Consider the following 13,359-nt stretch of genomic DNA (forward strand, 5'->3'; position numbering starts at 1 on the left):
TCGACTCCAGTGGTGAACATCAGCGGGAACTCCCGTTGCCAGAGGATACCAGTCGCTCGCCGTCGGCGGGGCCGGCGGGGGGCGGAACGCGCATGAAGAAGGTGCCGTCTTCGTTGACCTGGGTGATGCCGGTGGCCAGCACCTTGCGGTAGTCCTTGAGGTTGAAGGCCAGCGTCTGGTCCGCGCGCTCGGCCTTGAGCAGCACCTGCGAGTAGGTGATGAGGATCTCGAAGATCTTCAGGTCGCCCGACTGCAGCCAGATGTAGGACTGCCCAGCCTGGCGCGGCGGTTCGAAGGCCAGCGAGGCGGCGCCGTCCTTCGGCGCGAACTTCAGGTGCAGGCCCTTGGCATCCAGCCAGGTGGATTCGACGCGGCCGTCGATGCCCACCAGCGGGAAGACCTGGTGGTAGTTCAGGTGCATGACGTTGTCCTGCAGCACCGCGCCCGGTCGCTCCAGGGTCACCAGCGAATCCAGGCGCAGGCCTACCAGGCTCATGGCGCCGTAGCTGGGCACGCCGAGCACCTTCACGCTGTCGGGCTGGTAGTCGAGGTTGTCGCCGTCGAGCTTCACCGTACCGGAGAGCCGCAGCGGCAGCCAGGGGCCGACACCCAGCGGCTGCACCTCGCCGGAGACCAGCAGGCGGTCGCCTTCGATGCTCAGCCTGAAGTCGCGCAGCATGGTCTCCGGGTAGGCGAGGATGTGCTGGTTGAACAGGCTGCCGAGCTGCTCGGGGCTGAGGATCACCTCGCCTTCGGAGACGTTGATGCGCATGTCCTGCGGGCGATCGAAGTCGATCGGCGCGCCGGCCTTGAGCGGCACCAGCCAGCCCTTGAGCAGCGGGCTGTGGAAGCCGATGTTGCCCTGGAAGTACATGTCCACGTTATTCAGCAGGATGCCCACGCCGTCCTGGCCGGAATCGCGCAGGCCGCCCGGACGGCTGGCCTTGAAATCCGGCGCCGGCGGCGTCTGCTGGAACCAGCCCTGGCGCAGCACGCCCAGTTCGCGTTGCTGCTTGTCGATGGCACTCTCGGCGACGGCCTGGCCGGCCAGTGCGAGGCAGAGCAGGGAGGCGAGGAGGGTTCTCATAGGGCTTTCTCCTCCGGAGCGGGCGCCTTAACCGGCGAGACCGCGATGTGCACCATGCCGTCCTCGCGCAGGCGGATTTCGCCGTACTGCAATTGGCGGCGGTAGTCGTAGAGGTTGAACAGCAGCGGAGCGTCGGGGCTCAGGCTGGTGAACAGCGCGTAGGCCTTCACCAGGATGGTCCGCGCCATCTTGATGTCGCCGCCCTCGATGAACATGTAGCTCTGCGGCGCCTTGAGCTGTGGCCATTTCAACTCGGCCAGGTCGCTGCCCAGCAGCAGGTCCATGCCGCCGTCGGCGAGCTTCAGGTGGCTGACGGTGAAGTCCAGGCGCGGTGGCGGGAACAGGCCGTCGAGGTCGACCAGGATGCGGTTGCCGATCAGCTGCATGTGTGCGGTGTGCAGTTGCAGCACCTCGGACATCTCGATGGACGCGGCGGTCAGCGACGGGGTGACATCCACTCCGTCGACGAAGATCCGCTGCGGCACCAGCGCCACCTTCAGCGGCCCGGCCTGCTCGATCCCGGTGACCATCCGCAGCGGCCGCCAGCGGCCCTTGCGCAGCAGTTCGCCGTGGACCTCCTGGCCGTCGGCGCGGGTGCTGAGCCTGAGGTTGCGTACCGGTGCGTTGGCGTTGCGCAGCTCCTCGTTGAGCAGGCTGGCGAGGGTCGCGTCGGCGACGAAGATGTCCCCGGCCTGGATGCGCGCGACCATGGACTTCGGGTCGTCGAGCATCAGCGGCGTGCCCGCACCGGCCACCGGGCTCATCTGGATCAGCATCCTGCGGATGAAGAAGCCGATGTCGTCGTGCAGGCGGAAGTCGGTGTGGCTGATCCACAGTTGCGAGGTGTTGCTGTCGGACTGTCGGGCGCTGACGTTGGCGTCCAGCACGCGCGGCGGCACCGCCTGCATCAGCGGGGTATCCGGGCCCCAGTCGGAGGGACGCACCGGCGGTGTTTCCACGGCGGCAGCGCTGGCGGCCGCCAGCAGCAGGGGCAAGGCACTGAGCATCGAGCGCAGCATGGCGAGGCCTCATTCTTGTTGTTTTTTCCGAGTGTGAGGCTGGTCGGGCACGGCGAGAGCCCCCCCTTGGTTTGGTTGACGCCAGCGGGTGTTACCGGCGGTGCCGGGACGCAGCGGCGAGCAGCGGTTATCCTTGGTGCCGAGTACCGACTGTCGGAGACCCCGTGAGCGAAACCCCCGCTTCCGCCCTCGAATCCCTGTGGCTGTGCGAGGCCGTGCGCCTGCGCGAGGAGCAGGTCGGCCCGCTGGAAGACAGCGAAGCCAACCGCCGCGCCATCGTCAGTGGCGGCGACCTTGCCCGCCGCCTGCAACAGCGCGCGCTGCTGCTCGCCGAGCGCGACGGCCAGCGCGCCGCGCTGCGCACCTGGGTGCAGGGCTCGCGCCTGGCGCTGTACCTGCTGCTGGCGCTGGCACTGTGCAGCGGTGGCGGCCTGGCCTTCGCCGCCCTCGGCGACGGCCTGCGCCCGGTCAACGTGTTCTGGGCCCTGGCCAGCCTGCTTGGCCTGCACCTGATAACCCTGATCGGCTGGACCATGGCCTTCTTCGCTGGCGGCGAGGCCGCCGGTGCGCTCGGTCGCCTGTGGTTGTGGCTGAGCGGCAAGCTCGCCCGCGATGCCCACGCCGCCCAGCTGGCGCCCGCGCTGCTGGTGCTGCTGGACCGGCAGAAGCTCTCGCGCTGGGCGCTCGGCCTGCTGGTCCACGGCCTCTGGTTCGTTGCCCTGGCCAGCGCGCTGGCGGTGATGCTGGCGCTGCTGGCGACGCGGCGCTATGGCTTCGTCTGGGAGACCACCATCCTCGGCGGCGATACCTTCATCGCCCTGACCCACGGCCTCGGCGCGCTGCCGTCGCTGCTCGGCTTCCCGCAGCCGGATGCCGACCTGGTGCGAGCCAGCGGCGACGCCCTGGTGGCCAGCGAGAACGCCCGCCACGCCTGGGCCGGCTGGCTGGTGGGCATCCTGCTGGTGTACGGCGTGATGCTGCGCGGCGCGCTGTGGCTGCTCTGCCTGTGGCGCTGGAAGCGCGGGCGTGCGCAGCTGGCGCTGGATGTCTCGCTGCCCGGCTACGCCCTGCTGCGCGAACGTCTGATGCCGGCCAGCGAGCGCCTGGGTGTCAGCGATGCTGCGCCAGACGAACTGATCGAACCGCAGGCGCAGGCCCCGGCGACCACCGCCGATGGCGCCGTGCTGGTGTCCATCGAACTGCTGGACCGGCCCGGCTGGCCGCCGAAGCTGGCGGAAAGCATCGCCCATGCCGGCGACCTCGACGACGGCGCTCAGCGCCGCCGCCTGCTGGAACAACTCACCCGCTACCCGCCGGCGCGCCTGGTGATCGCCTGCGACCCGCGGCGTTCGCCGGATCGCGGCACCCTGGCGCTGATCGCCGAACTGTCGCGCTGCGCCGCCGCCACCCGCGTCTGGCTGTTGCAGGCGCCGGCCGGTGAGGCGCTGGACGCCGAGCGTCTGGGCGACTGGCACGCCGGCATCGAGCGCCTGCAATTGCCGCACACCTCGGCGTCGCCGCTGGGCTGGCTGGAGACCGGGCATGACTGATGCGCTGAAACTGGCCGTGGTCGGCCACACCAACGTCGGCAAGACCTCCCTGCTGCGCACCCTGACCCGCGACGTGGGCTTCGGCGAGGTATCCCATCGCCCCAGCACCACGCGGCATGTGGAAGGCGCGCGGCTGTCGGTGGACGGCGAGCCGCTGCTGGAGCTGTACGACACACCGGGTCTGGAGGATGCCATCGCCCTGCGTGACTTCCTCGACGGCCTGGAGCGCCCCGGTGAACGGCTGGACGGCCCGGAGAAGCTGCGCCGCTTCCTGGAGGGCAGCGAAGCCCGTGGCCGCTTCGAACAGGAAGCCAAGGTGTTGCGCCAGTTGCTCGCCTCCGACGCCGGCCTCTATGTGATCGACGCCCGCGAGCCGGTGCTGGCCAAGTACCGCGACGAACTGGCGGTGCTTGCCGCCTGCGCGCGGCCGCTGCTGCCGGTGCTGAATTTCGTCGCCAGCCCGCAGCACCGCGAGGAGCAGTGGCGCGAGGCGCTGTCCCGCCTGGGCCTGCATGCGCTGGTGCGCTTCGACAGCGTGGCGCCGCCGCTGGATGGCGAGCGGCGCCTGTACGAAAGCCTGGCGCTGCTGCTGGAGCGCGCCCGCCCGCGGCTGGACCGGCTGGTGGCCGATCACGAGGCCCAGGCCGTCGCCCGCCGCGAAGCCGGGGCGCGACTGATCGCCGAACTGCTGGTGGATGTCGCCGCCTGCCGCCAGCTGGTGCCCGCGGGTGACGCGGCGGTGCGCGACGCCACCGAAGCGCTGCGCAATCAGGTGCGCAAGCGCGAAGACAGCTGCGTGAAGGCGCTGCTCAGCCTCTACGCCTTCCGCAAGGACGACGCCCGCGCTGCCGATCTGCCACTGCTGGATGGGCGCTGGGGCGATGACCTGTTCAACCCGGAAACCCTGCGCCAGCTGGGCATTCGCCTCGGTGGCGGTGTTGCGGCCGGCGCAGCGGCGGGCGCGGGAATCGACCTGCTGGTGGGTGGCCTGACCCTCGGCGCGGCCACCGCGCTGGGCGCCATCGCCGGCGGCGCCTGGCAGACCGTCGGCCATTACGGCCAGCGCCTGCTGGGCAAGCTCAAGGGCAGCCGCGAGCTGTCGGTGGATGACAGCGTGCTGCGCCTGCTGGCGCTGCGCCAGAGGCAACTGCTGGCGGCCCTGCAGACGCGCGGGCATGCGGCGGTGGAAGCGATCCAGGTGCAGTCGCCCGAAGACAAGCAGTGGCGCGAGGGCAAGTTGCCCGAGGCCCTGCGCAAGGCGCGGGCGCATCCGGAGTGGTCTGCCCTCAATGGCCGCCGGCGCGGCGAGAAGAGTGAGCGGCAGGAGGCGGTGGCGCAGTTGGCCACGCATCTGCTCGAGCCTTGAGGATCAACCTGTAGGAGCGGGCCATGCCCGTGATCGGGGGCATGGCCCGCTCCTACAAGGTCACGCTCAGACCAGCGACACCATCTCCACCTCGGCCTCACCCTCGCGAACGGTCAGGATCGCCAAGGCAATCGGCAACTTGAACCGCCGCGGCCCGGCGCTGCCCGGATTCAGGTACAGCACCCCGTCGCGCACTTCGTTCAGCGGCTTGTGCGAGTGCCCTGCCAGCACCACGTCGATGCCTTCGGCCAGCGGATCGATGGCCAGTTGCTTGAGGTCGTGGATCAGGTAGAGGCGCAGCCCGCCCAGCTCCAGCCGCAGCGTTTCTGGTAAGGCGGCAGCCCAGTCGTCGGTGTCGTTGTTGCCGCGCACCACGTCCAGCGGCGCCAGTTCGCGCAGCTGATCGAGCAGCGCGGCGGGGCCGATGTCGCCCAGGTGCAGGATGCGTTCGCAGCCTTGCAGTGCCGCCACCGCTTCGGGGCGCAGCAGGCCGTGGGTGTCGGCGATGACGCCGATGCGCAGGGAAGTGGTCATCCGGGGAGCATAAACGACGACGCCACCCGAAGGTGGCGTCGTGGCGGTTCAGTCGTTGTGCGACGCCCTGACGGCGTCGGACTCGGGCAGGAACCAGTTGAGCAGCAGGGCGCAGATACCGCCGGTGGCGACGCCGGACTCCAGCACGTTGCGGATCGCGTGGGGCATGTGTGCGAGGAACTCCGGTACCTGGGAGATGCCCAGGCCCAGCGCCAGGCTGACGGCGATGATCAGCAGTGCGCGACGGTCCAGGTGGGTGCCGGCGAGGATGTTGATCCCCGAGGCGGCGACCGCGCCGAACATCACCATCACCGCGCCGCCGAGCACCGGCTCGGGCACCGCCTGGATCACCCCGGCAACGCTGGGGAACAGGCCGAGCACGACGAGCATCGCGGCGATCCACAGGCCGACGTGGCGGCTGGCGACGCCGGTCAGCTGGATCACGCCGTTGTTCTGCGCGAACACCGAACTGGGGAAAGTGTTGAACAGACCGGCCAGCAGCGAGTTGGCGCCATTCACCAGCACACCGCCCTTGATGCGCTGCATCCACAGCGGGCCTTCGACCGGCTGCTTGGAGATCTTGCTGGTGGCGGTGACGTCACCGATGGCTTCCAGCGAGGTCACCAGGTAGATCACCAGCATCGGGATGAACAGGCTCCAGGAGAAGCCCAGGCCGAAGTGCAGCGGCACCGGGACCTGGAAGGCCGGCGCCTCGTGCATGCCGGTGAAGTCCAGGCGGCCCAGGTAGCCGGCCAGCGCGTAGCCCACGGCCAGGGCGATGACGATGGCGCCGCTGCGCATCCACACCACCGGGATGCGGTTGAGGATGACGATGATCGCCAGCACCAGACCCGACAGCATCAGGTTCTCGCCGTTGGCGAAGGTGCCGTTGGCCATGGCGGAGAAGCCGCCACCCATGCTGATCAGGCCGACCTTGATCAGGGTCAGGCCGATCATCAGCACCACGATGCCGGTGACCAGCGGGGTGATCAGGCGCTTCACGAAGGGCAGGATGCGCGACACGCCCATCTCCACGAAGGAGCCGGCCATGACCACGCCGAAGATGGCTGCCATTACCGCTTCCACCGGGGTGCCGTTCTTCACCATCAGCGCACCGCCGGCGATCAGCGGGCCGACGAAGTTGAAGCTGGTGCCCTGGACGATCAGCAGGCCCGCGCCGAACGGCCCGAAGCGCTTGCACTGGACGAAGGTGGCGATGCCGGAGATGACCAGCGACATCGACACGATCAGGTTGGTGTCGCGCGGCGACACGCCCAGCGCCTGGCAGATCAGCAGGCCGGGGGTGACGATGGGCACGATGATCGCCAGCAGGTGCTGCAGCGCCGCCAACAGGGCGATGGGCAGGGCGGGGCGGTCTTCCAGGCCGTAGACCAGGTCGGGCTGGTCCTTGGCGGCGGACGGGTTCTCGAGGGAGCTCATGGGCGGCGGTCCGGGAAAAAAGAGCGCGATTTTACTGGCCCGTGGCGGGATCGCACAGTGCCATGAGGCAAGTCGGGATGAATGGGGAAGGCAGGGTTCCTACGGCGTCTCCCTGTGGCGGTACCCCGGCGGCTTTCGGCCTGGAAAAAACTGCTGAATTTTCAACAGGGTGCGCGGACGCGTCTGAGTGTGTCGGCCCGCTGGCGTGGCTTCACTGGAAGGCATCCGGAGCCATTCGGGGTTCCGGCTCAATCCCGAGGGACACGCAAATGCGCAAACAACAAGGTTTCACCCTGATTGAGCTGATGATCGTGGTGGCGATCATCGGGATTCTGGCTTCGGTTTCGTTGCCGCTGTATTCGGATTACTCCTCCCGCTCGAAAGCCGCAGCGGCGATGGCAGAGATCTCCAGCGTGAAGACGGCCGTTGCACTGTGCGTTGCTGATGTGGGTTCGGTGAACGGTTGCGACGCGGGAGCCTATGGAATCCCGAAAGACTTCGATGAGACCAGCAACATCAAGGGTGAATATTCAGTGAAGGACGGCCTGATCAAGGTCACCACCCGCGCGACCGATAGCGACGGCAAAGAACTGCTGTTGGAAATGAAGCCCAAGGACGGAACCAAGGCGAACCTGATCTGGGAGGTTTCAGGCACCATCTGCAACGAAGACCGGGGCATCAAGCCCGGTACAGGGGGATGCGCGAAGTCCTGATCCGAGCGCAATAAAAAAGCCCGGCGAATGCCGGGCTTTTTCATGTCACCGCCAGACTCAACCGTCCAGCAGCGCCTTGTCGCGTACCGCGCCCTTGTCGGCGCTGGTGGCCAGCAGGGCGTAGGCCTTCAGTGCGGTGCTCACCTTGCGCGCGCGAGGTTGAGCCGGCTTCCAGCCCTTCTTGTCCTGCTCGGCGCGGCGGGTGGCCAGTTCTTCATCGCTGACCAGCAGGTTGATGCTGCGGTTGGGGATGTCGATCAGCACCTTGTCGCCGTCCTGCACCAGGCCGATGGCGCCGCCCGCGGCGGCTTCCGGCGAGGCGTGGCCGATGGACAGGCCCGAGGTACCGCCGGAGAAGCGGCCGTCGGTGAGCAGGGCGCAGTCCTTGCCCAGGCCCTTGGACTTCAGGTAGCTGGTCGGGTACAGCATTTCCTGCATGCCCGGGCCGCCTTTCGGGCCTTCGTAGCGGATGATCACGATGTCGCCCGGCTTCACCTCGTCGGCGAGGATGCCCTTCACGGCACCGTCCTGGCTTTCGAAGATCTTCGCGCGGCCTTCGAACACGTGGATGGATTCGTCCACGCCGGCGGTCTTCACCACGCAACCGTCGAGGGCGATGTTGCCGTACAGCACAGCCAGACCGCCTTCCTGGGAGTAGGCGTGCTCGACGCTGCGGATGCAGCCTTCGGCGCGGTCAGCGTCGAGGGTGTCCCAGCGGGTGCTCTGGCTGAAGGCGACCTGGGTCGGGATGCCGGCGGGGCCGGCCTTGAAGAAGGTGTGGACCTTCTCGTCCTGGGTCTGGGTGATGTCCCACTCGGCGATGGCGTCGGCCATGCTCGGGCTGTGCACGGTCGGTACGTCGGTGTGCAGCAGGCCGCCACGGGCCAGTTCGCCGAGGATGGAGAAGATGCCACCGGCGCGGTGCACGTCTTCCATGTGGTACTTCTGAATGTTCGGCGCGACCTTGCACAGCTGCGGCACCTTGCGCGACAGGCGATCGATGTCGCGCAGGTCGAAGGCGATCTCCGCCTCCTGGGCAGCGGCCAGCAGGTGCAGGATGGTGTTGGTCGAACCGCCCATGGCGATGTCCAGGGTCATGGCGTTCTCGAACGCCTTGAAGCTGGCGACATTGCGCGGCAGCACGGACTCGTCGCCTTCGCCGTAGTAGCGCTGGCACAGCTCGACGGCCAGGCGGCCGGCGCGCAGGAACAGCTGCTCACGGTCGGCGTGGGTGGCCAGGGTCGAACCGTTGCCCGGCAGGGAAAGCCCTAAGGCTTCGGTCAGGCAATTCATCGAGTTGGCGGTGAACATGCCGGAGCAGGAGCCGCAGGTCGGGCAGGCGCTGCGCTCGTACTCGGCGACCTTCTCGTCGGAGCAGGAGTCGTCGGCGGCCACCACCATGGCGTCGACCAGGTCCAGGCCGTGGCTGGCCAGCTTGGTCTTGCCGGCTTCCATCGGGCCGCCGGAGACGAACACCACCGGAATGTTCAGGCGCAGGGCGGCCATCAGCATGCCGGGGGTGATCTTGTCGCAGTTGGAGATGCAGACGATGGCGTCGGCGCAGTGGGCGTTGACCATGTATTCCACGGAGTCGGCGATGATCTCGCGCGACGGCAGGGAATAGAGCATGCCGTCGTGGCCCATGGCGATGCCGTCGTCCACGGCGATGGTGTTGAATTCCTTGGCCACGCCGCCGTGCTTTTCGATCTCGCGGGCGACCAGCTGGCCCAGATCCTTCAGGTGCACGTGGCCGGGCACGAACTGGGTGAAGGAGTTGGCGATGGCGATGATCGGCTTCTTGAAGTCTTCGTCCTTCATCCCGGTGGCGCGCCAGAGGGCACGGGCGCCGGCCATGTTGCGGCCGTGGGTGGAGGTTTTCGAGCGGTAATCGGGCATGACAGGTTCCTGCGCATCAGGTCACGGTGGGAGTCGATCCGGGTCTTCTATGCGGCGGCGTACAGCGGGTAGGGCTGGCCGGCGAGACCTTGAGCGGACTCTAAGTCGTATCGTGAGCGCGGTACGCACCGGATGCAAACAGCAGATGGCCTTGCATGGGCGAGGTCGGCGCGGGGCTTGGCGGGGTCACCGCCTGCTCGGCCGGGGCTCACAGGCCCGCCGGGGGATAAATGGCAGGAATGCCCCGGATTCTACGCCGGCCCTTGCCGCCAGGGAAAGGCTGGTGGTCGGTACAGGCCATAGACTTTCGCCGTCCTGGCGTGGTCAGAATGGCCATCGACGCTTTTCGGTCCCGTTCGTTGAAGGAGCAACCCCATGAAAGTCACCCGCATCGCCCTGCTCGCCGCGCTCTTCGCCGGCAGCGTGCAAGCCTCGTCGGATCAGGCCTGGCAGGCGCAGGACAAGCAGCAGCGCGAAGCCTGCCTGGCGCTGAGCCATCTGCAGAACAAGAAGGTGCTGGGCGCCCCGGTGCTGTTCGATGACAGCGTGGGCTACACGGCGCTGATGATTGGTGGCACCTATGCGCAGAAGCACATGAAGGGCAAACCGGGCCGCGAGCTGTGCCTGTTCGAGCGCAAGACCGGCAACGCGGTGATCAGCGAGGCGGATTCGTTGATGCCGATGAAGTAATTGCAGGAGGGCATGGCGGATAAAGCGTTCCGCTTTATGCGCCCTACGCGGCTGCATGCCCGTAGGGCGCATAACGCCACAAGCGTTATCCGCCGTCCGCGACTGCAATGAAAAACGGGGCGCTCCCGTCAGGAGGCGCCCCGTTTTTCGTTCCGCGATGCCTTAGCCGTTGGGCAGCAGGCGCACGGTCAGGCTCTTGATGTAGCGGGTTTCCGGGATCGCCAGGTGCACCGGGTGGTCCGGGCCCTGGCCGCCGCGCTCGAGCAGCTGGATGTTGCGGTCCAGGTGGCGGGCGCTGCCCAGCAGGATGTTCTGCAGGTCGTCCTCGGGCAGGTGCATGGAGCAGGAGGCGCTGACCAGCACGCCGTCCTTGGACAGCAGGCGCATGGCCTGTTCGTTGAGGCGGCGGTAGGCGGCCTCGCCGTTCTTCAGGTCCTTCTTGCGCTTGATGAAGGCGGGCGGGTCGGCAACGATCACGTCGAAGCGCTCGTCGGCGGCCTTCAGCTCGCGCAGGGCGTCGAACACGTCGCCTTCCACGCAGGCCACTTTCTCGGCGAGGCCGTTCAGCGTGGCGTTGCGCTCGACGCCGTCGAGGGCGAAGCCGGAGGCATCGACGCACATCACTTCGCTGGCGCCGAAGGCCGCGGCCTGGATGCCCCAGCCGCCGATGTAGCTGAACAGGTCGAGCACGCGCTTGCCCTGCACGTAGGGCTGCAGGCGGGCGCGGTTCATGCGGTGGTCGTAGAACCAGCCGGTCTTCTGGCCGGCCAGCACCGGGGCTTCGAACTTCACGCCGTTCTCTTCCAGCGCGACCCACTCCGGGACGTCGCCGTAGGCGTTGGCCACGTAGCGCTCCAGGCCTTCGGCGTCACGGGCGCTGGAGTCGTTCTTCCACAGCACGGCGCTGGGCTTGAGCACCTGCAGCAGGGCAGCCAGGACGTCGTCGCGGTGCTTCTCCATGGTCGCCGAGGCGAGCTGGACGACCAGCACGTCGCCGAAGCGGTCGACCACCAGGCCCGGTAGCAGGTCGGAGTCGCCGTAGACCAGGCGGTAGAAGGGCTTGTCGAACAGCCGGTCGCGCAGGCTCAGGGCGACGTTCAGGCGGTGAACCAGCAGGGATTTGTCGAGAACGTGCTTGGTATCGCGGGAAATCAGGCGGGCACAGATGAGGTTGTTCGGACTCATCGCGACGATGCCCAGCGGCTTGCCGTTGGCCATTTCGAGGATGGCCTGCTCGCCGGCGCCGAATCCGTTCAGCGGGGTGGCGGCGACGTCCACCTCGTTGCTGTAGACCCACAGGTGGCCGGCGCGCAGGCGGCGCTCGGCGTTGGCTTTCAGACGCAGGCTGGGCAGGGTCATGGGGAAGGGCTCCGGCAAAAGAGCGGGATTATAGCGCAGCGGCGCGCGCCGCCGCTGCGCGGCGCACGGGCTTTTGATCGGCGGCGTTCAGGCGGCCAGGGTTTCGATCAGCTGCTTGTTGAAGGCGGGGATGTCTTCGGGCTTGCGGCTGCTGATCAGCCCACCATCGTTGACCACCTGGCGGTCGACCCAGTGGCCCCCGGCATTGTTGATGTCGTCCTTGAGCGAGTTCCAGCTGGTCAGGGTCTTGCCCTTCACCAGACCGGCGGAGACCAGCAGCCAGGCGCCATGGCAGATCACTGCGATGGGTTTGTCGGCCTGGGCGGCCTTCTGCACGATTTCCTGAGCCTTGGGCAGGTTGCGGATCTGGTCGGCGTTGATCACCCCGCCCGGCAGGAGGACGGCGTCATATTCGTCGACGCGCGCGGTCTCGAAGGTGCCGTCGACCTTGAAGTTGTCGGCCGGCTGGTCGTGGTTCCAGCCGCGCACCTTGTCCTTGCTGTCGGAAAGGATCTTCACCTTGGCCCCGGCTTCCTTCAGGGCGTCGCGCGGGCCGGTCAGCTCCACCTGCTCGAAACCGTCGGTGACCAGGATGGCGATGGTCTTGCCTTTGAGTGTCTGGCTCATGACTTGTCTCCCATTTCTTCCGCTTGGGTGTAAAGGTTCCGACACAGCCGCCGATGAAAGTTCAATCAAAAGCAGCACTCCCGGAAGCCTCGGCTCTGGGTAAACTGTGCACCCCGTCAACTTTTCCCAGCGCGCCCCATGTCCCCAGAACTCTCCGCCGAACAGATCCGTCAGGCCCTGCAGGGCATCAGCGTGCCGCCGCAGCCGCAGATCATGGTTGACCTGCAGATGGAGCAGTTCATGCCCAACCCGGACCTGAAGGCGATCGCCAAGCTGATCAGCCAGGATCCGGGGCTGTCCGGCGCGCTGCTGAAGCTGGTCAATTCGCCGTTCTTCGGCCTGGCCAACCGCATCACCTCGATCCAGCGCGCGGTGAACCTGCTGGGCAGCCGCTCGGTGATCAACCTGATCAACGCCCAGTCGATCAAGGGCGAGATGAGCGACGCCACCATCGTCACCCTCAACCGCTTCTGGGACACCGCCCAGGACGTGGCCATGAGCTGCCTGACCCTGGCCAAGCGCATCGGCTACGAGTCGGTGGACGAGGCGTACGCGCTGGGACTGTTCCACAACTGCGGCATCCCGCTGATGCTTAAGCGCTTCCCGCACTACATGGCGGTGCTGGAGGAGGCCTACGCCAGCGCCAGCGACGAGCGCCGGGTGGTGGATACCGAGAACCGCGTGCTGAACACCAACCACGCCGTGGTCGGCTATTTCACCGCGCGCTCCTGGCGCCTGCCGGAGCACGTCTGCGAAGCCATCGCCAATCATCACAATGCGCTGTCGATCTTCAGCGAGGACAACTGCCGGGATACCCAGCTGAAGAACCTGCTGGCGATCCTCAAGATGGCCGAGCACATCTGTGGCTCGTACCGCGTGCTGGGCAACCAGGACGAGGACCACGAGTGGGAGAGCGTGCGCGCGCTGGTGCTGGATTACGTCGGGCTCAGCGAGTACGACTTCGAGAACCTCAAGGCGAGCATTCTCGAACTGGGCGTGGGGCAGGGGACGTACTGACCGCCGCGTAGGCTCTTCGTAGGAGCGAGCTTGCTCGCGAACGAGTTTCCCGGCGGGTAAG

The 13,359-nt window shown here is 67.4% G+C and carries 12 protein-coding genes; 5 read left to right on the forward strand and 7 right to left on the reverse strand.

Annotated elements, in window-relative coordinates; translation table 11 throughout:
• Positions 1–19: 19 nt before the first annotated feature.
• Entirely contained in the window at positions 20–1,087 is a 1,068-nt protein-coding gene (locus J2T47_RS14270) for a hypothetical protein (RefSeq protein ID WP_253447760.1), read from the reverse strand.
• A complete protein-coding gene (locus J2T47_RS14275; RefSeq protein ID WP_253447763.1) occupies positions 1,084–2,106 on the reverse strand; it encodes a hypothetical protein in 1,023 nt (340 codons plus the stop codon). The genes J2T47_RS14270 and J2T47_RS14275 overlap by 4 nt, the downstream gene beginning before the upstream one ends.
• Before the next feature lie 164 nt (positions 2,107–2,270).
• Here J2T47_RS14275 and J2T47_RS14280 point away from each other — a divergent pair, with 164 nt between their 5' ends.
• Positions 2,271–3,656 carry a DUF2868 domain-containing protein gene (locus J2T47_RS14280; protein WP_253447766.1) on the forward strand — a complete coding sequence of 462 codons (1,386 nt, stop codon included), beginning with the start codon at positions 2,271–2,273 and terminating at the stop codon, positions 3,654–3,656.
• Entirely contained in the window at positions 3,649–5,022 is a 1,374-nt protein-coding gene (locus J2T47_RS14285; protein WP_253447769.1) for a GTPase/DUF3482 domain-containing protein, read from the forward strand. The genes J2T47_RS14280 and J2T47_RS14285 overlap by 8 nt, the downstream gene beginning before the upstream one ends.
• Positions 5,023–5,088: 66 nt before the next feature.
• On the opposite strand, the gene J2T47_RS14290 is transcribed toward J2T47_RS14285, so the two are convergent.
• Positions 5,089–5,556 carry a metallophosphoesterase family protein gene (locus J2T47_RS14290; RefSeq protein WP_253447772.1) on the reverse strand — a complete coding sequence of 156 codons (468 nt, stop codon included), beginning with the start codon at positions 5,554–5,556 and terminating at the stop codon, positions 5,089–5,091.
• A 48-nt stretch (positions 5,557–5,604) separates the two neighbouring features.
• Positions 5,605–6,996, reverse strand: a complete 1,392-nt coding sequence (locus J2T47_RS14295; RefSeq protein ID WP_253447775.1) for a nucleobase:cation symporter-2 family protein — start codon at positions 6,994–6,996, stop codon at positions 5,605–5,607.
• Between the two features lie 269 nt (positions 6,997–7,265).
• Here J2T47_RS14295 and J2T47_RS14305 point away from each other — a divergent pair, with 269 nt between their 5' ends.
• Positions 7,266–7,709, forward strand: a complete 444-nt coding sequence (locus tag J2T47_RS14305; protein ID WP_301295528.1) for a pilin — start codon at positions 7,266–7,268, stop codon at positions 7,707–7,709.
• A gap of 57 nt (positions 7,710–7,766) precedes the next feature.
• Here the strand turns inward: J2T47_RS14305 and ilvD are convergent, their stop codons facing one another.
• A complete protein-coding gene (gene ilvD / locus J2T47_RS14310) occupies positions 7,767–9,605 on the reverse strand; it encodes a dihydroxy-acid dehydratase (protein WP_138213799.1) in 1,839 nt (612 codons plus the stop codon).
• 375 nt (positions 9,606–9,980) lie between these two features.
• Here ilvD and J2T47_RS14315 point away from each other — a divergent pair, with 375 nt between their 5' ends.
• Entirely contained in the window at positions 9,981–10,295 is a 315-nt protein-coding gene (locus J2T47_RS14315; RefSeq protein WP_253447778.1) for a hypothetical protein, read from the forward strand.
• A gap of 162 nt (positions 10,296–10,457) precedes the next feature.
• Here the strand turns inward: J2T47_RS14315 and J2T47_RS14320 are convergent, their stop codons facing one another.
• Positions 10,458–11,654 (reverse strand): class I SAM-dependent rRNA methyltransferase, encoded by a 1,197-nt coding sequence (locus J2T47_RS14320; protein ID WP_253447781.1) that lies wholly within the window; start codon positions 11,652–11,654, stop codon positions 10,458–10,460.
• A gap of 87 nt (positions 11,655–11,741) precedes the next feature.
• Positions 11,742–12,281, reverse strand: coding sequence for a type 1 glutamine amidotransferase domain-containing protein (locus J2T47_RS14325; RefSeq protein WP_253447784.1), 540 nt, complete (start codon positions 12,279–12,281; stop codon positions 11,742–11,744).
• Positions 12,282–12,473: 192 nt separating this feature from the next.
• Between J2T47_RS14325 and J2T47_RS14330 the strand changes: the two genes are divergently transcribed.
• Positions 12,474–13,298, forward strand: a complete 825-nt coding sequence (locus tag J2T47_RS14330; RefSeq protein ID WP_139791463.1) for an HDOD domain-containing protein — start codon at positions 12,474–12,476, stop codon at positions 13,296–13,298.
• Positions 13,299–13,359 lie beyond the last annotated feature (61 nt).

Origin of the sequence: Pseudomonas nitroreducens, from assembly GCF_024170165.1 — a bacterium.
GTDB classification, from domain to species: domain Bacteria; phylum Pseudomonadota; class Gammaproteobacteria; order Pseudomonadales; family Pseudomonadaceae; genus Pseudomonas; species Pseudomonas nitroreducens_C.

Bases quoted from the DNA above. Each gene is read 5' to 3' on its own strand.
- J2T47_RS14270 (WP_253447760.1), bottom strand. From the start codon at position 1,087: ATGAGAACCCTCCTCGCCTCCCTGCTCTGCCTCGCACTGGCCGGCCAG.
- J2T47_RS14275 (WP_253447763.1), bottom strand. From the start codon at position 2,106: ATGCTGCGCTCGATGCTCAGTGCCTTGCCCCTGCTGCTGGCGGCCGCC.
- J2T47_RS14285 (WP_253447769.1), top strand. From the start codon at position 3,649: ATGACTGATGCGCTGAAACTGGCCGTGGTCGGCCACACCAACGTCGGC.
- J2T47_RS14290 (WP_253447772.1), bottom strand. From the start codon at position 5,556: ATGACCACTTCCCTGCGCATCGGCGTCATCGCCGACACCCACGGCCTG.
- J2T47_RS14295 (WP_253447775.1), bottom strand. From the start codon at position 6,996: ATGAGCTCCCTCGAGAACCCGTCCGCCGCCAAGGACCAGCCCGACCTG.
- J2T47_RS14305 (WP_301295528.1), top strand. From the start codon at position 7,266: ATGCGCAAACAACAAGGTTTCACCCTGATTGAGCTGATGATCGTGGTG.
- ilvD (WP_138213799.1), bottom strand. From the start codon at position 9,605: ATGCCCGATTACCGCTCGAAAACCTCCACCCACGGCCGCAACATGGCC.
- J2T47_RS14315 (WP_253447778.1), top strand. From the start codon at position 9,981: ATGAAAGTCACCCGCATCGCCCTGCTCGCCGCGCTCTTCGCCGGCAGC.
- J2T47_RS14320 (WP_253447781.1), bottom strand. From the start codon at position 11,654: ATGACCCTGCCCAGCCTGCGTCTGAAAGCCAACGCCGAGCGCCGCCTG.
- J2T47_RS14325 (WP_253447784.1), bottom strand. From the start codon at position 12,281: ATGAGCCAGACACTCAAAGGCAAGACCATCGCCATCCTGGTCACCGAC.